Origin of the sequence: Helicobacter sp. 16-1353, from assembly GCF_003288815.1 — a bacterium.
Taxonomy (GTDB): domain Bacteria; phylum Campylobacterota; class Campylobacteria; order Campylobacterales; family Helicobacteraceae; genus NHYM01.
On record NZ_NHYM01000009.1, the window covers coordinates 56439 to 80817 of the forward strand.

Sequence of the window (24379 nt, forward strand, 5' to 3'; positions counted from 1 at the left end):
TTGATGCGATTAGATATTTTTTTAACACAAAATAAATTACTTCCAAGTCGTAATAAAGCATTAGAATTAATAAAAAATGGTTTTATAAAAGTAGATAATAAAATCATAACTAAAGCAGGTTTTTTGGTCTCACAAGATAATAAAATCGAGATTCTAAAAAAAGAGATTTTTGTGAGTAGAGCAGGGGAAAAGCTGGATTCTTATATAAAAAAACATAATTTATATTTTAGTAATATGAATGTTTTGGATATTGGAAGTTCTAAGGGGGGATTTACTCAAGTTCTACTAAAATACGATGCTAAAAGTATAACTTGCGTTGATGTAGGAAAGAATCAACTTGATAGTTCATTAAGAAATAATCCAAAAATTAGGATTTTTGAATCCTGTGATATTCGTGATTTTCAAAGTGATATAATATTTGATTTTGTTGTTTGCGATGTGAGCTTTATATCAATTAAGCATATTTTAGATTCTATTAGTAGATTATCGAATGGAGAATCTTTATTATTATTTAAGCCACAATTTGAGGTTGGTAAAATTGCTAAGCGAAATAAAAAAGGCGTAGTTCTACAAAAAGATATAATAGATAATGCATTAAATGAGATTCTAGAATCTATCAAACAGAATGGATTTTTAATTCTAAATGTTGAATACTCTACATTAAAGGGAAAAGAGGGAAATGAGGAAATTTTCATCTATATTAAAAAACGATGAAGTTATGTCAATTGCTATTGGAAAATTCGATAGTATGCATTTAGCACATAAGGCAGTTTTAAAATATTTGGATAAAAATGATATTGTCTTATTGATTAAAACCCCGCAGCATCTTAGAGGGTCGATTCTACCTTATAGAAAGCGAGAAAATTATACAAAAAGAAAGATATATTTTATTGATTTTGAAAAGATTAAAAATCTAAGTGGTAAGAAGTTTTTAAAATATATCCAAACAAAACTACCAAATCTTAGAACCATTATCGTTGGCGATGATTTTAGATTTGGTAAAAATCGCAAATATAGTGCAAAAAACATTCCAGAGATTTCTAATCTAAATGTGATAATTATCCCAGAAATTAAGATTGATGGGATTGCGGTGCATTCCTCTTATATTAGGAAATTTATCCTAAATGGTGAGATAAATCTAGCAAATAAACTTTTAGGGAGATTCTACTCAATAGAGGGCAATGTTATAAGCGGACAAGGAATAGGCAAAGAGCGATTATTCCCAACATTTAATATAAATGCAGGTGAATATATCTTACCAAAAGATGGCGTTTATGCCTCATATACAAAAATAGGCAAAGATGTTTTTAAATCTACAACATTTATAGGAAATAGATTAAGCACAAATATGAGTTTTGCTATCGAAACGCATATTATTGATAGGGTTATAAATGATAATCCTAAAAAAATAGAGATATTTTTCGTAAAACGAATAAGGGATAATAAAAAATTCCAGAATCTAGATTCTCTAAAACATCAAATTATGGTTGATATTGAATGTGCAAAAGAGATATTAGATAGTTCATTTAGCAATATAGAGCAATTATGAAAAAAGATATAAAAATAGACACTATTTTTCAAAAAGAAATAAATAAAAAATTTACTTTTGATGATGAGGTTGCTAGTGTTTTTGATGATATGGCGATACGCTCCATACCTTATTATAAAGATAATATAGATTTAATTGTAAAGATTCTAAGCAAGAGAAATTATAAAAGTATTTGTGATATGGGCTGCTCTACTGGGAATCTTTTATTATCATTAGCACGAAAATTTAAAAATATTCATCTAGTTGGAATAGACAATTCACCCTCTATGCTTCAAGTTGCACGCTCAAAAGCCAGTGCCTATGGATTAAATGTAACATTTATACAAGCCGATATTTTGGATTATGAATTTGATTTTGATGCTATTATCTCAAATTATACCTTACAATTTGTTCGTCCCATAAATAGGGAATCTTTATTATCTAAAATCCAACAATCCTTGCCAAAAAATGGAATCTTAATCCTAAGTGAAAAGCTAATCTCTCAAAACAAACAACTTGATAAGGAATTAATAGATATTTATCATAGCTTTAAGCAAGAGCATGGATATAGCAATACTGAAATATCCAAAAAACGCGAGGCATTAGAAAATATTCTAGTGCCTTATACCCAAGATGAAAATGTGGATTTATTAAAAAAAGCTGGATTTAAGAGTGTTGAAGTGGTATTTCGTTTTGCAAATTTTGCGACCTTTATCGCAATGAAAGATTAATAAAGGCTTATAAAATGCAAGATTCTAGAATGATAGATTTTTTAGTAAAACTAATACAGAAAGAAAGTGTAACGCCAAATGAATGCGGTATTTATGATTTAATAAAAGATGAGTTGAGTGATTTTAATATCATTAATTGCGATAAAGGCGGGGTTAAGAATCTTTTTTTATATAAAGATTTTAGTAAGGATTCTAGTGTTGCAAAAAGCTCTAAGATTCACCTTTGCTTTGCTGGACATATTGATGTTGTCCCAAGTGGTTCTGGCTGGAAATATCCGCCATTTGGTGGTGTAATTGAAAATGATATTCTTTATGGTCGCGGTGTGGTAGATATGAAAGGTGGAATTGCAAGTTTTATCTATGCAATAAAAAAGATTAAAAATTTTAATGGAATCCTATCTATTCTTTTAACAAGTGATGAGGAAGGCGATGGAATCTATGGAACAAAAATAATGTTAGAACACCTAAAATCAATAGATTTATTGCCAGATTTTGCAATTGTAGCAGAGCCTACTTCTATGGATATTTTGGGAGATACGATTAAAATCGGTAGGCGGGGTTCTATTAATGGAATCTTAAAAATCAAAGGTATTCAAGGGCATGTTGCTTATCCGCAAAAATGTATAAATCCCATTGATTTAATTGCCCCAATATTACCAAAACTCTCAAATATTACTTTTGATAATGGAGATGAAAATTTTGCTGAAAGTAGGCTTATTATAACGGATATTCGCTCTGGAATGGAAACTGTAAATGTAACTCCTAGTGAGCTAAAAATAATGTTTAATGTTAGAAATAATCCACATACAAATCAAGATTCTATTAAGCAATATATTGCTTCTATATTTGGGGAGATTCCGTATTCTTTAGTATTAAAACAAAGCTCATATCCATTTATCACACATTCAAATGTTTTAGTGGAATCTTTAAGTAAAGCAATAAAAGATACTATAGGTATTAATTCTATTGCTGATACTAGCGGTGGGACGAGCGATGCTAGATATTTTAGTGATTTTGGTGTTAATGTTGTAGAACTTGGATTAATAAATAAAACAATCCACGCAGTAGATGAATGCAGTAAAATAGATGATATTATCAATCTTAGCTCTATTTTTTATTATTTTATTAATGATATGAATAAAGGATTTTAGTTTTTGCTTGATATTGTAAATAAAAATATGATTTTTGTCGCATATAAGCCACCATTTGTAAGTTCAAATTTTTATTTACAATCCTTAAAACATAGATATAAAATCAAAAAAATAGGTTATAGCGGGACGCTAGACCCTTTTGCAAGTGGGGTTTTGGTAATTGCAACAGGTAGCTATACAAAACTACTAAATCATATAAATCTATCACCAAAGGTTTATATCGCTACAGTTTGGTTAGGAGCAGAATCTAGCAGTTTAGATATGGAAAATATTTCCAAAGTAAACATAGTAAGTGAGTTTAGTATAAGTCAAATTAATAAAGTGCTTCATTCCCTCAAAGGCAAAATAACCTATACACCACCTATATTTAGTGCAAAAAAAATCAATGGCATTAGAGCATATAAACTCGCTAGAGATAATCAACCCATAGAGCTTAGTAGTATCACAACGGAGGTTTTTGATATTAATCTTTTGCATTATTCACATCCATTTTTAAGCTTTAAAATAATCGTGCAAAAAGGCACATATATACGGTCTATAGGATATTTAATAGCAAATAAGCTTGGAGTTAGTGGCACATTGTCTAATCTCATTAGGATTAAAGAAGGTAATTTTTGCTTTGAAAATTATAAGATTCTACCTCCATTAGACATATTAACATATGAAAAAATTAATCTAAAAGAATATGAAGAAGACTTTAAATATGGTAGAAAGATTATTTTAAAAAATGATAAGATTTCTAAAAATAAAAGATATATAGCTATTTTTGATAATTTTTTTTCTATAATTGAATTTAATGATATAGGAGAAATAAGATATATATTAAATAATTTAGAGTTTTAGGGAGTAAAATGCTAGTTTTATCAAGAAAAGTAAATGAAGAGATTATAATCGGCGATGATATAAATATAAAGATTGTATCAGTGCAAAATGGTATTGTTAAGCTTGGATTTGATGCTCCACAGGATAAAATAATACTTCGTGGCGAATTGAAAAGGGCAATTATAGGGGAGAATCTTAAGGCATTAAATAATATAGAAAATACTGAACTTACAAGTTTTAGTAGAATCCTACAAACAAAAAAATGACTAATTATTATATTTCATATCCTAAAATCAATATTTGTTTTAAGATACTAGGTTTTTTAGATAATGGATATTGCGATATATACTCGCGTTATATGAAGGTTACAAATACTTTTTTTGATAGCATTGTAATAAAAGATTCTACTAGTTTTAAGATATATGGCAATTGTCAATGTAGTTTAGAATCTAATACTATATTTAAGGCTAAGGAAATATTAAAAAAATGGCTTTTGGATAATGATAATAAAAAAGCTATGTTTTTAGAGAATTTTATTATTGATATTGATAAAAAAATACCTATATTTGCTGGGCTTGGAGGTGGAAGCTCGAATGCCGGGACATATCTTTTGGCTATGAATGAAATATTGGAATTAGATTTGCCTATTTATATTTTAGGAAGAATTGCTTCAAATGTGGGTGCTGATGTGAGCTTTTTTGTATATGATGTAAATAGTGCAAATGTTAGCGGAATAGGTGATAAAATAGTGGAATTTAAAGAAAGCATTATAGATGTAGAGATTGTTACGCCAAATATCTTATGTGAGACAAAAGCCGTATTTGATGAATTTAGGGCGAATTTTAAAGCAAATATTATAGATTCTAATATATTAAATATGGAATCTAAAGATATATTGAAAACATATAATATTTTTGAGTTAAATGACCTTTTCGCCCCAGCATTAAATCTATATCCGGAGCTAAAGGAATTTATTAAAGATGGATATTATTTTAGTGGTAGCGGAAGTAGCTTTTTCAAGCTAAAAAACAATATTCAAAGATAAGAAATGATGAAACAAATTATTGCTACAAATAGAAAAGCTATTTTTGATTATTTTATAATAACTACTCTTGAGGCAGGTATCGTTCTATGTGGAGCTGAAGTCAAGGCTGCTCGTGCTAGAAAAGTCAATATAAAAGATAGTTTTATCCGCATAATGAAAAATGAAATATTTTTATTCAACGCACATATTGGGCATCTAAATACAACAAATGCATATTTCAAGCCCGATGAGAAAGCCCCAAGAAAGCTTTTATTGCATAGAAAAGAGATTGATAAATTATTTGGAATGGTTACTCAAAAGGGCTATACGATAGTTCCGCTTAATCTATATTTTAATTCTAGGAATATACTAAAAGCAGAAATTGCTGTAGTTCAGGGCAAAAAGCTATATGACAAAAGGGAAAGTCTAAAGAAAAAGACAATAGAGCGAGAAATACAAAGTGAATTGAAAAATAGAAATATAAGATGATTATAAAAGTTATTTTAAAGTGGATTGTATAAGGATTCTAGAATCCTTATAAAACTATTATTCTTGGCTTAGGATATTTGACATTAGGCGGATTGCCAAATCTTGTTTTGCTACTTCTATATGGTCTTTATAGTTTATTTTTATATCACTTATTTCATCGCTAAGACCTTTTTCGGCTATTAATTCTAATATAGCGTATTCGCTAAATAATGCTTCTATTGAATTTTTAATTGCCTGTGGAGAGCCATTTTGTAGAATCTTTACTAAATGCTCTATTGGCTCACCATCAAATATATCATCTCTATACATTATCTTTATCTTTTAATCGAATTTCTACAGATTTTCTATGTGCTTCTAAGCCCTCATTTTCTGCCAAAATAGCACACGCTTCCCCAAGTTCAAATATAGCCTGTTTTGAAAAACCTATAATAGAGCTTTGTTTAACAAAATCTCCCACACTTAGCGGAGAGAAAAACTTAGCACTTCCGCCTGTTGGCAATGTGTGATTTGGTCCTGCTATATAATCTCCAATAGCCTCAGGTGTGTATTCTCCAAGAAAAATCGCCCCTGCATTCTCAATAAAAGGTAGCAATTCATAAGGATTATTACATAGAATCTCTAAATGTTCAGGAGCAATCCTATTCATCAAATCAATTGATTCCTTTGTAGATTCTGTGATTATAATACAAGCTCGATTCTGTATGGATTTTGAAGTGATTTCATATCGATTTAATTTTTTAAGCTCAATATCCACTTCACTATTTACTTTTTTTGCTAAATCTTCGCTATTAGTTATTAGTATCGAGCTAGCCATTTCATCGTGCTCGGCTTGAGATAATAAATCTAATGCTATATATTTTGCATTTGCATTTTTATCAGCAATAATTCCTATCTCACTAGGTCCAGCAATCATATCTATATTTACATCACCAAAGACTAGCTTCTTAGCACAAGCCACAAAGATATTTCCCGGACCAGTTATTACATCAACCTTATTTACATTTTCACTTCCATATGCCATAAGTCCAATAGCACTAGCTCCACCTACTTTATAAACTTCTTTTATATTACATATATGGATAGTTGCTAAGAGTAGCTCATTTAGTTGATTTTGTGGTGTTGGCACACATACGACAATCTCTTTTACTCCTGCTACAATTGCAGGAATGGCATTCATTAGTAATGAGCTAGGATATGCCGCTTTTCCACCGGGTATATATAGCCCAGCTCGATTCATTGGCGTTACCTTTGCTCCAAGTATACTACCATTATCTTCAAAATCAATCCAAGATGTTGTTTTTTGCTTTAAGTGATATGAGTAGATTCTGTCATAAGCAAGTTTTAGTGCGTTTTGAACATCTTTTGATAGATTATTATAGGCATTTTCTATTTGTTTTTTATCTATCAAAATATCTTCGAAACAGCTTGGATTCCAATTATCAAATTTTTTGATATGCTCTATTACTGCTTTATTCCCATTTTTCTTGATGTCATTTAATAGCTCTAATACAATCTTAGAAGCATTTTCTATATCCATATTGCCGCGTCCTAATAGCTCTTCGAATTTTTCGTTGAAGTTATTGTCTTTTATGTTTAAGATTTGCATGTGTTTTCCTGTATGTTAAATTTATGCTATGCAGACTAAGAAGCGAGAGACCTTAAGACGCCCTTAAGATTTTCAAGGGCATCTTAGCGAAATTAAGCAAGTTGAGCTTTAAGCATCCAAATGCTTTTTTCTAATTGTGCCAATATACCATTTGCATAATCAGCTGTTACTTTATCGCCGCTATCATCAGCTATATTGGATAATTCTTTAAATGTTTTTGCAAAATATTCAAAATCACTAAGAACTACTTTTAAAACTTGGTCTGGCTTAAACTTAGTTGCACTTTCTTCTTTGATTTTTGCGTTTTTCACTGCATCGGCTAGTGTTACATAAGGTTTTTCACCTAGTTGAACGACTCTTTCTGCAGTGTCATCAAATACATCTGCAAATTGCTCGTAAATTTCTTCTGTTGCTTCATGAATAGGCTTAAACATAAGTCCCTCTACATTCCAATGTAGATTATGAAGTTTCATATAAAAAACTATACTATCAGCTTGAATCTGTTTTAATGTTTGAATTACTTTTGACATTTTATTTCCTTTATAAATTAGATTATGTATATCGTAAATAATATTTTTTATTATTTAGAAAATTTATAATAGCATAATTTATTTAAAATTTGAGCATATTTTCATACTTTTATTTTAAGAATCCAAGTGATTTTGAGCCATCAAAACTACTATCCATCTCTTTTTTAATCTCGGCTATAAAATCTTCTAGACTAAATATAGGTTTATTTTTAGTGGCGACTTTATAAGCGGTATTTTTTATAATGATTTTTATTTGTCCGCCTGTAGTCTCAAAAACCGCCAATTTATCTACATTAAAGCCTTTTTCATACACCGCATCTTTTGGTAGTAATTTTTTCCAAATCTCAATTCTTTGCTCGAAATTTGGCTTTAAAAATTCTATTTTATAGCTGAATCTTCTTGAAAATGCTTGGTCGATATTATCCAATAGATTCGTCGTGGCGATTAGGATTCCATCGAATTTCTCAATTTGTTCTAAGAAAATATTTTGCATTTGATTATACATTTTATCTACACTGCTATTACCTAAAGTGCTTCTTTGGCTTAAAAATTGGTCTGCCTCATCAAGCAATAAAATTGCATCTTTTTTAATATCTCTTGTGATACTTTTATAAGTGTCGAATATTTTTCGCACATTTTTTTCACTCTCACCAACCCACATTGATAGAATCTTAGAGCAATCAAGGCTAAGAATGGGCTTTTTAAGGGCATTTGAGAGTGCATAAGCTGTGATAGTTTTACCCGTGCCCGGATATCCGTAAAATATAATTTTTGCATCGATTCCTTTTTTACTATCTTTTATGCCCCATTTTTTCAAGCGGTTTATTACCTGTGTATCGAGCTGTTGTATTAAAAGATCTAAGGTTTCTTTAGTTTTGCTTGGTAAAATGATATTTTCAATATGCTCTTTTGGGACAATTAGCTCAAAAATATCTTGGTTTTTAATCATAGAATCTAATAGGGTTTTTTGGGATTTTCGTGGTGTTTTTTGCATTATTTTTTGCAAGATATTTGCAGGGATATAAAAACTCCTATTTATCCCACCAAAGCCCAAAAAGTCCTCCTCATAGTCAATCAAACCATTTTCTATTAATGGGCTTTTTTCATCAAAAATATATCTATTGCTGATTTTTGGATACTCATCATCGCTGATTAACTCCAGCAAAGCCCCCATTTCACGCATTCGCTCGTTTTGTGCGTAATATTCCTCTTTTAAAAGGGCAAAAAATACTATTTGCTCTTCTTTGTTTAGATTATAGGATTTTAAAAACGATGTAATATTTAATTTTTTATGCGTTATCTCAAGTCGTTTTGTAATGCAGTTTATAATGGAGATAAGATTTGAATGCGTTTCTGTGTATATCTTAGAATTATTTTTTTCACTTCTTCGCAAAAATGCCAATTTCTGCAATAAACTAATCTTTAGAAATTCATCTTTTATATAATCAAAATCATCTTTATAGGCTGTAATTGTCGGTAAATCAAAGCCAACTTTGCCATTTTCTAATATCCTTAAAAAACTTTGGCTCAAGCTAATATAGGCATTTAAAAGCTCCAAAAGCATAATATCATTATGGGTTTCATTAGCTAAAGAAATATATTCTAGATTTAATAGAGATTTTATATATTTTAGGTATTTTGTAGATTCGCTACCTTTTGCATTAAATGTATTTTCTATGATATTTGTAACCAAAAAATTATTTTGATTATTGAGTAATGCTTTTGACATATACTGCAATATTTTTGCTTCTTGTATTGAGCAATTTAGACTTTTGGCTAATTCATTGTTGGATAAATTTTTTGAGTTTATAAAGTCGATGTAATATTTCAAAATTATTGTCCTAAATAAATGTAAAGATTCTATATGTTGTTAAAATACTAGCTTAATTTTAATTAATTTTTATTTATCTTAGCCCTTAAGCAACCAATATCCACAGCATTTAGAAACATAGTTCTATCTAAGCTTATATCGCTATAAAATCCTAATGAAAACTCAAATATGGCATTATAAATTTCACCCACGGAATCCCCACTATTAGATAAATTATCATATAAATCGCAGCAAAAATCCCACCAAGTAAGAAAAATTGCGGTCCTTTGATATAGTGAGAGCCAAACCATAGCGGTGAGCAACCTGTGCCATAAGGCGTTATAATCCCCATAAATCCCATAGGTAAGATAAGTAATAATAGTGTTTGATTGACATCAATATTTGGCACGGCTTGGACGATGGTTACAAATACCAACATTACAGCTGTTACATATGCTGTCCCAGAAGCAAAGAAATATCTAAGCCAAGAAAAAACCAAAATAAGTGCGATGATAGCCACTATGGGCGAAACACTATCAAACATACCATCAAAGAGATTAGCAAGCCACGCGATAAAGCCAACATTTGATAATCCAGTAGCCATAGCCACAAGTGTAGCAAACCACACAAGCGTATTCCACGCAGGTTTATTGCCAAGGAAATCCTGCCATGAAATGACTTTTGTAGCCACCATTAGCACTATCATTAATAATGCGGTGGTGGTAGCATTGAGATTATATAGTGCATCTTTTGGAAAAAAGCTAGAGCCAACCCAAAGTATAAGTCCAATAATAGCGATAAGAATCATATAAATTTCTGCTTTTGTGATAGCACCTAGCTTTGCGTATTTCTCTTTCGCCCAAGAGAGCACTTGAGAACTACCTTTAACTTCTGGTGGATAAATAATATAGGCTAAAATAGGCGTTAAAATAAATAAAATAATTCCCACAGGTAAAAATGCTAAAAACCAACTCACCCAATCAACGACTTGTCCCCCGCCATTGCTAATTTGTGTTATTGCTAGGGGATTTGGGGCTTGTCCTGTTAGAAAAATAGAGCTAGATACACAAGCACTAGCTAATCCCACCCACACGAGATATGCACCTATTTTACGCGGATTTTCATCAGGGTGGCTACCAAACATTGGAGCGATACTTGTAACCACAGGATATACCGTCCCACCACTTCTAGCGGCATTGCTAGGGATAAATGGTGCTAGGATTAAATCCACAATGGCAATTGCATATCCTAATCCTAGCGTAGAGCGTCCTAGCTTTGAGACAAGTAATAGAGCGATTCGCTCTCCTAAACCTGTTTTAGAGAATCCCAATCCAATGGTAAAGGCAGCAAAGATAAGCCAAACCACTGCATTAGAAAATCCACTTAACGCCCAATTAATAGCCGTAGCAGCAGTTATAGTGGCATCTTCTGCACCAGAGCCTTTAGGTCCAATTCTAAAAAATACAGCGATAACTATAGCAACCACCCCTATAAACGCAGGTGGAATAGGCTCTAAAATAAGCCCAACTATCAATCCCATAAAAATCGATAAATAAAGCCACGCATTCGCCGAGCAACCCTCAGGTGCTACTTGTCCTATGATTATCCAAGGTAGGGCATACATAATTAGTCCAAAAATTAGCGGTGCAAAAAGTTTAGCGTAAAATATGCCTTTTGATTTTTCTAATTTTTCCATACAATTCTCCTTTTATTTAAAATGGATTATTTCTACTTAAAAAATGGGAGCTAATACTATTAGCCAATAAGATATTTTACAAGTATTTTAAGCGTAAAAAATTACCTAGCTTTCAATTGAAATTTATCATAGCTTTTTTATCGTAAATTTATTTGGAATCCATAAAATCAATATAATATTTCAAAATTATTGTCCTAAATAAATGTAAAGATTCTATATTTTGTTAAAATACTAGCTTAATTTTAATTAACCTTAAATATCATAGGCTTAGTATGGATTTTTTTAGTAATTTGATAGATTGTGATGATTTGCTGGATTTTATTAGAAATGATGTAATCTTAAAAAAAGATGTTTATTATTTTGATTGGATGGCGAGTGGGCTAGAATCTAGAGTTATTCAAAATAGATTAAATAAGATTCTGCCACTTTATGCAAATACACATTCACATACATCATCTAATGCAGATTTTATCTCTAGTCTATATTTGGAATCTAAAGAGAAGTTAAAAGAATATTTGGGTTTAAGTGAGGATTTTTTTGTTATTCCAAGTGGGTTTGGTGCATCAGGTGCGATAAAAAAATATCAAGAAATAAAAGGCATATATATTCCCCCAGTATTAAAAAATAAACTTAATTTGAGTAGTATAAAGTTGCCTATTGTTATCATTGGACCTTATGAACATCATTCTAATGAAATAAGCCTAAGGGAAGGCGTTTGCAAATGTATAAGAATACCTCTAAAAGGTGATTTGATAGATTTAGAGAATCTAGATTCTGTGTTAGAAATGTATAAAAATAACGAGATTCTAGCCTCAATAAATATCGCATCAAATGTAAGTGGTATTATCTTACCATATGAGATTATCTCAAAAAAACTAAGAGATTCTAATGTGAATATCGCATTTGATTGTGCAGCAATCTCTCCACATAAAAATATAGATTCCAATCTTTTTGATGCGGCATTTCTATCTCCGCATAAAATACTAGGTGGTATTGGAAGTTGTGGAATCCTATGCATAAGAAAAAATAATCTTGATATATCATTACCACCAACCTTTAGTGGCGGTGGAAGTATAAAATATGCTTCAAGTAAATCTCACTATTATATTGATGATATAGAAAGTAGGGAAGATTCTGGGACGCCACCTATTTTGGGATTCCTAAAAGCTACATTGGCATATAAATATAGAAATGAGATTGGGTTAGACTTTATACATAAAAGGGAAAAAGTTCTTTATAATATCCTACTTTATGAATTAAAAAATATTGATGGAATTATGATTTATGGCATTGATAATAATGCAGAGCATATCCCTGTATTAAGCTTTAATGTAGATTCCATATCGCCTTATGATTTGGCTTATGAGTTATCATATAAATATCACATAGAAACTCGTGCAGGTTGTAGCTGTGCGGGCTCATACGGACATAATTTATTGCATAAAGAAGAGGTAAAAAATATCGATATTTTATCTAGCAACCCATCTTTAAAACCAGCTTGGCTTCGGGTAAGTTTGCATTATAGTCATAATGTTAATGATATAGAATATTTTGTAGATTCCTTAAAGAAAAGCATAAAAAGATTAAGATAATATGATTTCATACACAATATTATTAATAAAAAACTAATGATAAATTTATGATAATACCTATTTAAAATCACTTCAAATTCTCTAATATTTTTAAAGGCTAATTGATGAATATAGAAACTAAAATGTCAAATACACTTAGATTTTTATCAGTAGATATGGTGGAATCTGCCTCTAGCGGACACCCCGGAGCAGCTATGGGATTAGCAGATATTCTTACGATTTTATCAAAACACCTAATCCACAATCCAAAAGAGCCAAAATGGATAAATCGAGATAGATTAGTTTTTAGTGGCGGGCATTGTAGTGCTTTGGTTTATAGTTTTTTACATCTTTGTGGATATAGTCTTTCACTAGATGATTTAAAGCATTTTAGGCAATTAGATTCCAAAACGCCCGGCCACCCAGAATATGGACTTACAAGTGGCATTGAGATAACTACCGGACCGCTAGGGCAGGGGATTGCGAATGCTGTTGGTTTTGCTATGGCATCGAAATATGCTAGGAATCTCTTAGGAAGTGATTTGATTAATCATAGGGTTTATTGTTTTTGTGGCGATGGTGATTTACAAGAGGGGATAAGCTATGAGGCTTGTTCTCTAGCTGGATTGCATAATTTAGATAATCTAATTATCATCTATGATAGTAATAATATCACTATTGAGGGCAATACAGATATTTCTTTTAATGAAGATATAAAAATGCGTTTTGAGGCACAGGGATTTGAGGTATTGCAAATTGATGGACATAATTTCGAAGAAATTGATACTGCATTAATTAAAGCAAAAGAATCTCCAAAGCCATTTTTAATTATTGCAAAAACTAAGATTGCAAAAGGTGCATTAGAATTAGAAGGTAGCCATAAATCACACGGAGCACCGCTTGGAAGTGATTTGGTAAAAAGAGCAAAAAAAGAAGTTGGTATTGATGGTGATTTTTTTATTCCAAAAGATGTGAAAATTGCCTTTGAAAGCTGTATTGAAGTAGGCGATATGCACTATAAAATCTGGAAAAATAATCTTAATAATTCGCCCAAAAAAGATATATTAGATGAATTATTAAATCCTAATGTTGATAATATCTCCTATCCTATCTTTGATAAACCCACTGCAACGCGTTCTTCAAATGGGAAAATATTAAATGCTATTTGTGCGAATCTCAAAGGTTTTGTAGGTGGAAGTGCGGATTTGTCGCCATCAAATAATACATATTTGCAAGATAGCTTAGATTTTCCAAATGGTGCAAATTTACATTTTGGCATAAGAGAGCACGCTATGGGGGCGATTACAAATGCGTTTGCGGCTTATGGCTTGTTTATCCCATTTTGTGCGACATTTTTTGTATTTAGTGATTATATGAGTCCATCTATTAGAATCGCAAGTATTAGCCATCTAAAGGTGTTTTATATCTTTACACACGATAGTATTGGCGTTGGCGAAGATGGAGCTACACATCAACCTATCGAGCAATTGAGTCATTTTAGAGCAATGCCAAATCTACTTGTATTTCGTCCCGCAGATGCTAATGAAAATGTGGAATGCTGGAAAATAGCACTAAGAGCAGAATCTCCTTGTGCTTTTGTGTTAAGTAGGCAGAATCTTCCCATTTTAGATTCTATTGGCAAATGCGAAAAAGGTGCATATATATTGAAAGATTCCACTAATCCAAAGATTATTTTATGTGCTTCTGGAAGTGAAGTCCATCTAGCATTAGATTGTGCAAGAGAGTTAGATAAACAAGATATACCTACTAAGGTTATAAGTGTCCCTTGCTATGATTTATTACTCAAACAAGATAAAAGGTTTTTAGAAACATTATTTAATCCAAATGTAAAGATTCTCGCTATTGAAGCAGGGAGAGCGATAGAGTGGTATAGATTTGCCGATGAGGTTGTATCTATGGATAGTTTTGGTAAATCTGGTAAAGGTGATTTGCTATTTAAACATTTTGGATTTAGTGTAGAAAATATCGTAAATATCGCTAAAAATTTATTATGAATCTTTTTGTTTTCTCTTCAAATCGGGCTTTAAATGATTTTTATATAAATAGTAGCGATACCTTACTACCTGAAGCGAAAAATATTAAGACTTTTTTTGAAGATATAATCATAGTAGATGATAAGATAAAGCTATCAAAATCATTGCGAAGTATTATTTTATGGTCTATTATAGGTAATATTGATATTGAAAAAATAGGTTTTGATAAAGCATTTTTAAGATTCTTAGAAAATTCATCATTTTTATTAAATTTCTTTGATGAGCTAGAATCTGCTATGGTGGATATTAAAGACATTGATATTAGCGATACTTACGGCGATTATGAAGACCATTTAAGAATAATAAATAATATCTATAATGCCTATAAGAATGAGTTAGAAAAGCGACATTTATATGATATTGGGGTAGATTTTACATTACATAAATCGTATTTGGAATATTATGAAAATATTTATATTTTTATTGATGGGATTCTCTCTATAAAAGATTTTCATATACTTAAGATGGCTTCATCTTATACTAATATAGAGATTATCTTTGAATACAATAAATATAATTCTTTTATATTTGATAGAATCTTAACCCAAAAGCTAAATGTTGGAAATAAATATATATTTAATATTAATAAAAATGAGATTATAAAAGAAACTCCATTATTGCAACATAATCCTAAAATAAGCCTATATTCCTTTTCTATGCGATTAAATCAAGCACTTCTAGTGATTGCAAAAGTAAATGAATGGCTAAAAAGTGGAATCGAAAATATTGCAGTTATTCTACCTGATGAAAGTTTTGCAAAATATCTAAAGTTATTTGACACAAAGCGGAATCTAAACTATGCAATGGGTATAGAAGATACTTATCTAATCAAAAAAATAGAATCTCTAAAGAGTGTTATAGAGCATAATCCAAATATTTCTAGATTAAAAAATGTATTGTTGCATATAGAGAAAATAGATAAAAATTGTATAGATGATTTTTTAGCATTAAATACATTTGATGAATTATTTGAGAAATTATCCTATGATGAGATTATAGATTTTATATTACAAAATATTAAAAATCTTGATGATGTAAGCGGCGGAAAAGTTAAGGTTATAGGTATTTTGGAGACTAGAGGTGTGGAATTTGATAAGGTTGTTATTGTAGATTTTAATGAAGAATTTGTTCCCAAACTTAGCGATAATGATATGTTTTTAAATACCTCTATTAGAAAAAAAGTTTCCTTACCAACACTTAGCGATAAAGAAAATCTACAAAGACATTACTACTATAATCTAATAAATAGAACAAAAGAAGTTTGCATTGCCTTTTGTGTAGATAGATTGCATTCCACATTACTTGATGATTTGGGATTAAATATTGATAATGCAATAAATGGCGAAGATATATGGCGATTTTTCCCACCAAAGATTAATAAAGATTATAAAGAGGAGCAGATAATCGATACTTATAATGATTGTCGCCTTTCGCCTTCTAGCCTAAAGTCATTTATAGATTGTAGGAGAAAATTTTACTTTGCGAAACTACAGAAATTAAATATTGAAATTATAGATAATAATGAAGATAGCGGGGCATTTTCTGGTAATGTTATACATAATATTTTAAGGGATTTGGGTAGCGATTTTTCTATAAATCATTTTAAGGAATTATTACAAAAGCAGAATCTTAGCTCCATAAAAAGACTTGATTTAGAGATTGATAGATATAAATTAGAGCTATTTCTAAAAACCCAAATAGAATTATTGAAAAATAATAGAGAGATTCTATATAGGGAATTCCCAATAAATATTAATATTCTTGGATTTGATTTTAATGGCAGAATTGATAGAGTTGATAAAAATAATAAGGAGATTTTTATTATCGATTACAAGCTTAAGAATAATTTTGACATTAAAAATGAGGGCTTCTTGCAACTTTTAATATACAAAAAAGCCATAGAATCCACATATAAAGATTCTATTATAAAAGCTTCATATTATGATTTATATAAAAATAAAGAATATTTTATGAGTGATGAAGATGAGGTGGAAACACAGGAATTACTAGAATCTTCACTAAATACATTAAAAGAAAAAGATATTGAGTTTTATAAAACTGATGATAAAAAAATTTGCGAGTATTGCGATTATCAATACTTATGCAATAGATATTAGCCTATCTAATAAAGTAAAACTCTATTAGATAAACTAGATTCTTTAGAATTTATATTCAAATGTTAAAAACGCGTGGCTTCGGTCATTTCTAACCTTATCTATGCTTTGGAGTTCTGCGGAGTATGGATTACCACTTGGCAGATTTACCCCATTTACTCGCTCAAATCTTTTTGAAATATCATTAAACCACTCGAGTTTTAATCCAAGTCTAATCACTTCGGTTGCATTATATCCCATATTTAGGGCGATGCTCTGCTCATCACTTTCTTTTGCAGTTGTAACCCTAGCTATAATATTCCAATCAAAGCTCTCATATGCTTTTCCCATAGATAGCCATCCAGTGAAAGCATTCCAGCCATTTATATCATTTAACGCCCAAGCATCAAAGCCCCAGAAATCCTTAGTCCCAGCACTCGCAGTCCAATCATCTAAGCCAGATGGATTCCCGTGTTGTCCCATTCCGCTATTGCCTCGTGGATTCCCCCAGTTTTTACGCACACCAAGACCAAAATCCCAGCCCATATGCGAAATATCCTCTTTTACTATTAAAATCGTGCTTAGCTTATTATCCGTGCCATTGCGATACATTCCCACTCCATTAGCGAGGTTTTTGTGGCTTAGGATAAATAGCGAGTAAGCCGAAGTTTTCGCACTAACTATTCCATTATCAAATGTATAGCCTAGATTTAGCCCCGGAGCGATGTAGTCATTTCTATGATACCAAACTTGTGGTTTGATATTAAAATCACCAACATTTATATCAAAAGCCCCGACTAAGAAATCTCGATTATAATCCCATTTATCAGCTTTTCCTACGGAATAGAAGTCATAAAACCATTCATTATAAGCAAATGCCCTTCTTGTAATCCAATTAAATTGAAATTTTATTAAGTCATTTCCAGCCCATAGTTTCACGCCCTCGCCAAATCCGCTAAACCAATCTGTGTTTAAATCATCAAATCGACCTGCTTTTATGCCAACATCAATAGTATCGTTTTTAAACTGATAGCCTAGATACGCCGTTGCAAGCACATAGTAGCGATAGCCGATTTCATCATTGCTATTATTATTTAGCGAATGCCTCGCATTACCATTAATATAAGCATAACTCGCTTGATATGGGTCCCAAACGGGAGCTGAGAGCATTCCACCAAGTCCATATGTGAAGCCATCTACAAAGCTACCTTTGATATTCAAATCTAGTGCGATTGACGCCCAGCTATCTGTGGGATATTTCCCTGTGTTTTCATTTACTTTAACATTATTGAAGCCTATTTTGCTAAACATATAAGCTCCACCATAAACATCATAGTCAAATGCACTAGCCCCAGACGCTACCACGCCACAGCCAACAACTGAGCTTATTAGAAGCTTTTTTGCAACTTTTGCCTTACCCATAGAATCTCCTTTATATTAGTATTTACATATCGTATTTACGATACATTTCGATATTTTTATAAAAATAATATAAAAAATAACTTAAACAAAATATTATTAAGGCAATATTATTGTGGAATCTAATGAGATTAATATCCCTAGTTGGCGTAGATTCCTTAAAAATTATTCTCAAAAACAAGCCTAAAATTCTCTATTTGTTTTTCTTTGGAATAATATTTTAAGACTAGATTCTTATTATATTTAGCAGAATCTAAAGATAATTTATTGATATTAAAATCATTTATATTAAAAATCTTAAATCCTTTTTGAGTTAGAGAATCCCACATCGTAGAGCTAGATTCTAGATATATTTTCTTACCTAAAAATAATAGTATAAAAATATTCCCCATTGCTTGTTGGCGGTGGAGTGCGAAAATCGCAATATCGATTTTTTGCAATATCTTATTGTATTCATCAAGTGGCATAAAATCTTTTAGTATCACTACATCATTAAAATGTGTTTTGGCGAATCTTGCTATATTTTCGGCATATTTCATATCACCATATGAAAGTGGCAAAATAACTTGCACCATATCTTTATATGGAAGTAGTATTTCTAGGGCTTTTAGGTGATTATTGCTTTTTGTGGCGGAGTTGCCAATTTGGATTATGGTTTTAGTATTGTTTATTTGGATTAGGTTTTGATATTTTTCATAAAATTGCATATAAAAAGATTCGCCTATACATTTTGCTTTGGTTTTATAGAATTTTTGAGCTAGTTTAAAATCCCCATAAACTACAGGTGTAATAAACCCAAATCGTTTGATAATCATTTTTCGCACCACTTCATAGAATCCAAATTTATTTGTGTTGTATTCGTATAAATCTCCGCCCCAAATAAGCCAATGGCATTTATTAAGTTTCCAGAAACTTAGCAATAATAATGTATTTATATGTTTTATCCAAAGTCCGTGTAAAAAGATTTTTTTGGCAAAGATAATGTATTTTAGGATATAGAAATATTTGGAGAATCTGCCGTAATTTTGGCTATTTATAATTATTATATTGCTAGATTCTGCGATATTTGGCGGGATTCTAAAAAGCTTAGTTTGCTTTTTATCTGCAAAAATAATAAATATATGAGTATTAAAATCTAAATATTCTTTGGCGTGTATTAGAAAATTTGGGATAAATTTTTCTAATAGCATTATGTGGATTTTTGATTGTCTAATCTCCCTAATCGAATGGATTGAATGAGTTTTGTAGTGATTTTCTTGCATTGCTTAAGCAGCTTGTGAAATCGCGGAAATACTATTTTTAGTTTTAGGCGATTGGAAGTGATGGAATAATCTGGAAGATTTAGGAAAATCGCTCCGCTTAGATTTGCGAAATACTCGCTTAAATCGCTGTATCCAGCCTTGCGATAATATTGCGAGAAGTAGTAAAAGCTTTTGATTTGTGTGAAGTTTTGAGAGGCAGTATCCAAAGAGCTCCAAACCCCCCCCCATGAAGCCGATAGAAAGATGAATCTATATTATCTATAAACTTCGCTTTTCCCTTAGTTCCAAGCATAGAGCATATAAAAGTATCGCCATTTAAAACCCTATCTTTTGTAAAATATTTTTCTAATAATTCATCATTGAAATCAATTACATTTCGCATTACAATCGTCCTAGTTGGCATTCCATATTTTACTTTTGAGAGTTGCTCTTGTGTTAAATCATTACAAAGATGGCTTGGCATTTCTCGCACTATATTGCCATTCTCATCAATTGTAGTATCCCTATGGAAACTCGCCACATAATCGCTATTTTTTCTTAAAAAATCCACTTGAATTTGGAGCTTATTTTTATCATTCCAATAGTCATCACCCTCGCAAAATGCGATAAATTCGCTATTTATGGATTCTCTGTATAGTATTTGCATTATGTTGGTATTTTTTTGATATTGGTTTTCGTTTTGTAAAATTGGCTTAATAATAGTTGGATATTTTATAGCATAACTCTCTATAATCTCTTTTGTGCCATCACTTGAGGCATCATCGTGGATTATTACTTGAAAGGGGAAATTTGTCTCTTGGGATAGGAATCCATCTATAGTTTTATGGATAAATTTTGCGTGATTATAGCTTAAGCACCAAATGGAGAGAAGTGGTTTTTGGATATTTTTATCCCAGTTTTTTGTGATTTGCTCTTGGGTTTTCATATGTAAAAAGCCTTTTGTGTTTTTAGATTTGGATTCTAGCAGATTATTTCACATTAATTTTTATTAGATTGCTTAAATTGCTGATTTTTTCCTCCATTTCATCATTTGAGCTAAACTCTAAAAACATAATTCCAGCCTTATATTTCCTTGTATCGCTTATAATATCACCCTTTTTATACCACATACATTTATCTATGATATTATCTTTAATCTCTGGCTTAATTTCTATACTCTCCAAAATGCCACTTTTGTGGCTCATTATACATTGCCTAGCGAAAAACTCTTTGCCTTTAAGGCTATATTTTGGAAGTGAGATACCAGCAATGGAGCTAATAAAAAGCTTAGGATAATCCACCCCACTTGCCAAATGAACGAACTTTGGATATAAATCGCCCCCAGCCCTCCTACAAGATTCAATAATAACTAGCTTTTTTTCGCCACTATTGAGCGTTTTAGCGATTGTTTGGGTGTGAAAAATACCATCTTTTAAATCCAAGATTTGAGCGATTTTTTCAATATCGTTAATGATATTTTTTTGCATTTTAAGTGTAATGCTATTTGAAGTTGTAGTGCCAGAAACGGCAAAAGGATTATAATCATACTGCTCGTTATCATAGAAATAGAATCTTACTTTTTTATCAACTAAAATCGTGCTAAAGCCGTGCTTTGTGCCATCTATAAACTCCTCTATAACGATTTTTTTACTCTTAGATTCGCTAAAAGCATATTTTAGGGCAGATTCCAAATTCGCAGAATCTGCATTGATTGCACTCACACCTTTTCCAGCCGCAGAATCTACGGGCTTTATAATGATTTTTTCATTCTTAAAATTTGCTTTTATGTTTCTTAAGGATTCCCTTAGATTAGAGCTTCCAAAAGCCTTTGGAGAATCTATATTATTTTTTTGGCAAAATGCCCTCCATAAATCTTTGTGGTGGATTATTTTGGTTGTTTCATAGCTATCAAAATTAGATATTTTTAGATAATCATTCACATACGAGCAGGTTAAAATCGAGTAATCATCACAAGCAGGGATTAGCACATCGATTTCTAATTTTTCTATTAATTTTCTCATCGTTTCCTTATTGGAATAATCCTCTAAATGCACTTCATTAGCGTATTTATGCCCTAAATCATTTGGATTATTTCCGCTTGTGATGACAAAAAATCCCATTTTTTTAGCGGCTAAAATCGTAGGAATATCCGCAAATTTCCCACCAGCTATAAATAATTTTTTCATAATTGTCCTTTTATTTTGCTTAGCAAATTAAGTTCGTCCTTGCGGACTTGGAGTTTTACTCCTAGTCTTACCCAAAGCTATGAATATTTTGGCAAGGAAACTCGGCTTAAAGCCTCGTTTGCTACAGCAAAAAATTCGAGAATTTCGCCCAAGAAATAATTAGTGGTGAATCCTTTATTTACTAAAATTTCTTTTTATGATAAAGCGTTGCCACTTTATAGAAACTTCGCTATCGCTTGTTTTCAAGGAAACTTCACTGCGTTTCGTTTTAAACTATAAAGCAAAGTTTCTTTTCCTAAATCCCTTTTTCATCATAACTATCCCAAAAATTTATTCTTAATCAACCCCCATTTTTTGGCACAAAAAACATCACGGATTCTGTAAGTCCGGAGGAGTAATGCCGAAAATAGAGTTTATAATCTTTATAAATGCTAAAAATTATATTTGGCAAGTTTATAAAATCATCAAATCTATGATAGATGCATATAGCTATAATTGGCTTATAATCTCTTATGAGTTTAGATGCCCCTTTTAGGGCGAATTCCTCGCTACTCTCAATATCGATTTTAAGCATTACTTGCTGCCCCCCCCCATTTAAGATATTTTCATTTAAGATAATCTCGCCACTAGCTATTAGATTATCAAGGCTATTTACTTCTATATAATGCTTTTGTGTGGAATCCATAGAATCTGCCTCCTCCATAGAATCCATAGAATGCGGAGAATCCACCTTTTGCAAATGCGAAGAAGTGGAGATAGAATTCACCATCAATCGCTCTTTTTTATCACCAAGCCCGATATTAAAGCCCTTTATATGTTTAAAATCTTTTAGATTTTCCCTAGCTTCATTAAAGTTTTTACGCTCTGGCTCAAAAAAATAGATTTGCTTATAATTTTTATTATGTTTTATAAACTCCAAGCTACTCTCGCCCTTATACGCCCCAATATCAAAGAAATAATCGATTTTTTTATAATCTATAAAATCCTCAAAATACTGCGTTAATGGCGTGTATTCACAGCCCTCTAGATTTTCTATATCTAAGCTAGTTCTAAAATCTAGGCATTGCAAAAATTGCTTTTTAGAGATTTTGTCGCTTAATTTATCATAGATTTTTTGATAATGATTTGGATTGGATTCTATGTGGATTTTTGCGTGATTTATCGTGTATGGAGAGCCTTTTTCATCGCTATTTACGAAATCTATCGGGCATATATCCAAATTCGAATATTTGTAAAATGCAAAATAATCCAAGTGATTAAATCCAGCTAAATCTAATCGCCTTTTTACATTCAAACCTTGTGATAAAACCACGCACGAGACTATCACTCCATCTTTTGGGACATTATCTAGCTTTATTATAGGCACATTGTGAAATGTAGAATCCTTACTAAAATCATTGATAAAGCCATCTATTTTCCCATTCATTGCGTTTAAAATACTAAGAGCGTATTTATTTGTCCCAAATAAATATCGCTTTGTATTGGGATTGAAAAATTTTTTGATAAAATCTTTCGCATTTTGATTGTTTTTTATTGTTTTCATAATTATCCTTTTATTTCGCTTAGCGAATTAATTTCGTCCTTGCTCGTTTGCTACAACAAAAAATTTGAGAATTTCGCCCAAGAAATAATTAGTGGCAAATCCTTTATTTACTAAAATTTCTTTTTATGATAAAGCGTTGCCACTTTATAGAAACTTCGCTCCGCTCGTTTTCAAGGAAACTTCGCTATCGCTCGTTTTAAACTATAAAGCAAAGTTTCTTTTCCTAAATCCCTTTTTCATCATAACTATCCCAAAATTTTATCCTTAAATTAAACCTCACTTTTTGGCACAAAAAACATCACGGATTCTGTGAGTCCGGAGGAGTAATGCCGAAAATAGAGTTTATAATCTTCATAAATGCTAAAAATTATATTTGGCAAGTTTATAAAATCATCAAATCTATGATAGATGCATATAGCTATAATTGGCTTATAATCTCTTATGAGTTTAGATGCCCCTTTTAGGGCGAATTCCTCGCTACTCTCAATATCGATTTTAAGCATTACTTGCTGCCCCCCCCCATTTAAGATATTTTCATTTAAGATAATCTCGCCACTAGCTATTAGATTATCAAGGCTATTTACTTCTATATAATGCTTTTGTGCGGAATCCATAGAATCTGCCTCCTCCATAAAATCCATAGAATGCGGAGAATCCACCTTTTGCAAATGCGAAGAAGTGGAGATAGAATTCACCATCAATCGCTCTTTTTTATCACCAAGCCCGATATTAAAGCCCTTTATATGTTTAAAATCTTTTAGATTTTCCCTAGCTTCATTAAAGTTTTTACGCTCTGGCTCAAAAAAATAGATTTGCTTATAATTTTTATTATGTTTTATAAACTCCAAGCTACTCTCGCCCTTATACGCCCCAATATCAAAGAAA

At 31.2% G+C, this 24379-nt stretch carries 24 protein-coding genes; 11 read left to right on the top strand and 13 right to left on the bottom strand.

The window, feature by feature from the left end; genetic code table 11:
* Positions 1-3: 3 nt before the first annotated feature.
* The 8 genes from CCY99_RS06720 to smpB are packed head-to-tail and all read left to right on the top strand — an operon-like array spanning position 4 to position 5745.
* A complete protein-coding gene (locus CCY99_RS06720; RefSeq protein WP_112060674.1) occupies positions 4-714 on the top strand; it encodes a TlyA family RNA methyltransferase in 711 nt (236 codons plus the stop codon).
* The gene (locus CCY99_RS06725) at positions 680-1549 is read left to right on the top strand and encodes a bifunctional riboflavin kinase/FAD synthetase (protein ID WP_112060653.1); all 870 of its coding nucleotides are present in this window, start codon (positions 680-682) and stop codon (positions 1547-1549) included. The genes CCY99_RS06720 and CCY99_RS06725 overlap by 35 nt, the downstream gene beginning before the upstream one ends.
* A complete protein-coding gene (gene cmoA, locus CCY99_RS06730) occupies positions 1546-2259 on the top strand; it encodes a carboxy-S-adenosyl-L-methionine synthase CmoA (protein ID WP_112060654.1) in 714 nt (237 codons plus the stop codon). Before CCY99_RS06725 ends, cmoA begins: the two co-directional genes overlap by 4 nt.
* Positions 2260-2273: 14 nt before the next feature.
* Positions 2274-3410 carry a succinyl-diaminopimelate desuccinylase gene (gene dapE, locus CCY99_RS06735; protein WP_112060655.1) on the top strand — a complete coding sequence of 379 codons (1137 nt, stop codon included), beginning with the start codon at positions 2274-2276 and terminating at the stop codon, positions 3408-3410.
* Between the two features lie 3 nt (positions 3411-3413).
* Positions 3414-4253, top strand: a complete 840-nt coding sequence (truB, locus tag CCY99_RS06740) for a tRNA pseudouridine(55) synthase TruB (RefSeq protein WP_258443748.1) — start codon at positions 3414-3416, stop codon at positions 4251-4253.
* A gap of 8 nt (positions 4254-4261) precedes the next feature.
* Positions 4262-4498 carry a carbon storage regulator CsrA gene (gene csrA, locus CCY99_RS06745; protein ID WP_112060656.1) on the top strand — a complete coding sequence of 79 codons (237 nt, stop codon included), beginning with the start codon at positions 4262-4264 and terminating at the stop codon, positions 4496-4498.
* The gene (locus tag CCY99_RS06750) at positions 4495-5277 is read left to right on the top strand and encodes a 4-(cytidine 5'-diphospho)-2-C-methyl-D-erythritol kinase (RefSeq protein WP_112060657.1); all 783 of its coding nucleotides are present in this window, start codon (positions 4495-4497) and stop codon (positions 5275-5277) included. The genes csrA and CCY99_RS06750 overlap by 4 nt, the downstream gene beginning before the upstream one ends.
* Before the next feature lie 6 nt (positions 5278-5283).
* The gene (gene smpB / locus CCY99_RS06755; protein WP_112060676.1) at positions 5284-5745 is read left to right on the top strand and encodes an SsrA-binding protein SmpB; all 462 of its coding nucleotides are present in this window, start codon (positions 5284-5286) and stop codon (positions 5743-5745) included.
* Between the two features lie 57 nt (positions 5746-5802).
* Here the strand turns inward: smpB and CCY99_RS06760 are convergent, their stop codons facing one another.
* The 5 genes from CCY99_RS06760 to CCY99_RS06780 form a co-directional block, all read right to left on the bottom strand.
* Positions 5803-6054, bottom strand: a complete 252-nt coding sequence (locus CCY99_RS06760; RefSeq protein WP_112060658.1) for a DUF2018 family protein — start codon at positions 6052-6054, stop codon at positions 5803-5805.
* Entirely contained in the window at positions 6047-7351 is a 1305-nt protein-coding gene (gene hisD, locus CCY99_RS06765) for a histidinol dehydrogenase (protein ID WP_112060659.1), read from the bottom strand. The genes CCY99_RS06760 and hisD overlap by 8 nt, the downstream gene beginning before the upstream one ends.
* A 92-nt stretch (positions 7352-7443) precedes the next feature.
* The gene (locus CCY99_RS06770; protein ID WP_112060660.1) at positions 7444-7881 is read right to left on the bottom strand and encodes a DNA starvation/stationary phase protection protein; all 438 of its coding nucleotides are present in this window, start codon (positions 7879-7881) and stop codon (positions 7444-7446) included.
* A 109-nt stretch (positions 7882-7990) separates the two neighbouring features.
* Positions 7991-9712: an ATP-binding protein gene (locus tag CCY99_RS06775; protein WP_112060661.1), complete on the bottom strand. Its 1722-nt coding sequence runs from the start codon at positions 9710-9712 to the stop codon at positions 7991-7993.
* 151 nt (positions 9713-9863) lie between these two features.
* Entirely contained in the window at positions 9864-11387 is a 1524-nt protein-coding gene (locus CCY99_RS06780; RefSeq protein WP_112060662.1) for a DASS family sodium-coupled anion symporter, read from the bottom strand.
* A 272-nt stretch (positions 11388-11659) separates the two neighbouring features.
* Here CCY99_RS06780 and CCY99_RS06785 point away from each other — a divergent pair, with 272 nt between their 5' ends.
* The 3 genes from CCY99_RS06785 (at position 11660) to CCY99_RS06795 (ending at position 17129) form a co-directional block, all read left to right on the top strand.
* Entirely contained in the window at positions 11660-12979 is a 1320-nt protein-coding gene (locus CCY99_RS06785; protein WP_112060663.1) for an aminotransferase class V-fold PLP-dependent enzyme, read from the top strand.
* Between the two features lie 104 nt (positions 12980-13083).
* Positions 13084-14973: a transketolase gene (gene tkt / locus CCY99_RS06790; RefSeq protein WP_112060664.1), complete on the top strand. Its 1890-nt coding sequence runs from the start codon at positions 13084-13086 to the stop codon at positions 14971-14973.
* Positions 14970-17129, top strand: a complete 2160-nt coding sequence (locus CCY99_RS06795) for a PD-(D/E)XK nuclease family protein (protein WP_112060665.1) — start codon at positions 14970-14972, stop codon at positions 17127-17129. The genes tkt and CCY99_RS06795 overlap by 4 nt, the downstream gene beginning before the upstream one ends.
* 42 nt (positions 17130-17171) lie before the next feature.
* On the opposite strand, the gene CCY99_RS06800 is transcribed toward CCY99_RS06795, so the two are convergent.
* The 8 genes from CCY99_RS06800 to CCY99_RS06825 form a co-directional block, all read right to left on the bottom strand.
* The gene (locus CCY99_RS06800; protein WP_112060666.1) at positions 17172-18527 is read right to left on the bottom strand and encodes an outer membrane family protein; all 1356 of its coding nucleotides are present in this window, start codon (positions 18525-18527) and stop codon (positions 17172-17174) included.
* A gap of 22 nt (positions 18528-18549) precedes the next feature.
* Entirely contained in the window at positions 18550-18699 is a 150-nt protein-coding gene (locus CCY99_RS09600) for a hypothetical protein (RefSeq protein ID WP_181646876.1), read from the bottom strand.
* On the bottom strand, positions 18683-19786 hold the full coding sequence (locus CCY99_RS06805) for a TDP-N-acetylfucosamine:lipid II N-acetylfucosaminyltransferase (RefSeq protein ID WP_112060667.1): 1104 nt from the start codon (positions 19784-19786) through the stop codon (positions 18683-18685). Before CCY99_RS06805 ends, CCY99_RS09600 begins: the two co-directional genes overlap by 17 nt.
* On the bottom strand, positions 19714-19992 hold the full coding sequence (locus CCY99_RS09605) for a hypothetical protein (protein WP_181646877.1): 279 nt from the start codon (positions 19990-19992) through the stop codon (positions 19714-19716). Before CCY99_RS09605 ends, CCY99_RS06805 begins: the two co-directional genes overlap by 73 nt.
* Positions 19905-20711: a glycosyltransferase gene (locus CCY99_RS06810; protein ID WP_112060668.1), complete on the bottom strand. Its 807-nt coding sequence runs from the start codon at positions 20709-20711 to the stop codon at positions 19905-19907. The genes CCY99_RS09605 and CCY99_RS06810 overlap by 88 nt, the downstream gene beginning before the upstream one ends.
* A gap of 43 nt (positions 20712-20754) precedes the next feature.
* A complete protein-coding gene (locus CCY99_RS06815; protein WP_112060669.1) occupies positions 20755-21951 on the bottom strand; it encodes an ATP-grasp domain-containing protein in 1197 nt (398 codons plus the stop codon).
* Between the two features lie 340 nt (positions 21952-22291).
* Positions 22292-23494, bottom strand: a complete 1203-nt coding sequence (locus CCY99_RS06820; protein WP_112060670.1) for an FkbM family methyltransferase — start codon at positions 23492-23494, stop codon at positions 22292-22294.
* Between the two features lie 269 nt (positions 23495-23763).
* Positions 23764-24379 (bottom strand): FkbM family methyltransferase (locus tag CCY99_RS06825; RefSeq protein ID WP_146744951.1); only part of this gene is annotated, 616 nt, incomplete at its 5' end.

Coding starts and splice junctions, on each gene's coding strand:
- CCY99_RS06720 (WP_112060674.1), top strand. CDS start 4: ATGCGATTAGATATTTTTTTAACACAAAATAAATTACTTCCAAGTCGT.
- CCY99_RS06725 (WP_112060653.1), top strand. CDS start 680: ATGAGGAAATTTTCATCTATATTAAAAAACGATGAAGTTATGTCAATT.
- cmoA (WP_112060654.1), top strand. CDS start 1,546: ATGAAAAAAGATATAAAAATAGACACTATTTTTCAAAAAGAAATAAAT.
- dapE (WP_112060655.1), top strand. CDS start 2,274: ATGCAAGATTCTAGAATGATAGATTTTTTAGTAAAACTAATACAGAAA.
- csrA (WP_112060656.1), top strand. CDS start 4,262: ATGCTAGTTTTATCAAGAAAAGTAAATGAAGAGATTATAATCGGCGAT.
- CCY99_RS06750 (WP_112060657.1), top strand. CDS start 4,495: ATGACTAATTATTATATTTCATATCCTAAAATCAATATTTGTTTTAAG.
- smpB (WP_112060676.1), top strand. CDS start 5,284: ATGAAACAAATTATTGCTACAAATAGAAAAGCTATTTTTGATTATTTT.
- CCY99_RS06760 (WP_112060658.1), bottom strand. CDS start 6,054: ATGTATAGAGATGATATATTTGATGGTGAGCCAATAGAGCATTTAGTA.
- hisD (WP_112060659.1), bottom strand. CDS start 7,351: ATGCAAATCTTAAACATAAAAGACAATAACTTCAACGAAAAATTCGAA.
- CCY99_RS06770 (WP_112060660.1), bottom strand. CDS start 7,881: ATGTCAAAAGTAATTCAAACATTAAAACAGATTCAAGCTGATAGTATA.
- CCY99_RS06780 (WP_112060662.1), bottom strand. CDS start 11,387: ATGGAAAAATTAGAAAAATCAAAAGGCATATTTTACGCTAAACTTTTT.
- CCY99_RS06785 (WP_112060663.1), top strand. CDS start 11,660: ATGGATTTTTTTAGTAATTTGATAGATTGTGATGATTTGCTGGATTTT.
- tkt (WP_112060664.1), top strand. CDS start 13,084: ATGAATATAGAAACTAAAATGTCAAATACACTTAGATTTTTATCAGTA.
- CCY99_RS06795 (WP_112060665.1), top strand. CDS start 14,970: ATGAATCTTTTTGTTTTCTCTTCAAATCGGGCTTTAAATGATTTTTAT.
- CCY99_RS06800 (WP_112060666.1), bottom strand. CDS start 18,527: ATGGGTAAGGCAAAAGTTGCAAAAAAGCTTCTAATAAGCTCAGTTGTT.
- CCY99_RS06805 (WP_112060667.1), bottom strand. CDS start 19,786: ATGCAAGAAAATCACTACAAAACTCATTCAATCCATTCGATTAGGGAG.
- CCY99_RS06810 (WP_112060668.1), bottom strand. CDS start 20,711: ATGAAAACCCAAGAGCAAATCACAAAAAACTGGGATAAAAATATCCAA.
- CCY99_RS06815 (WP_112060669.1), bottom strand. CDS start 21,951: ATGAAAAAATTATTTATAGCTGGTGGGAAATTTGCGGATATTCCTACG.
- CCY99_RS06820 (WP_112060670.1), bottom strand. CDS start 23,494: ATGAAAACAATAAAAAACAATCAAAATGCGAAAGATTTTATCAAAAAA.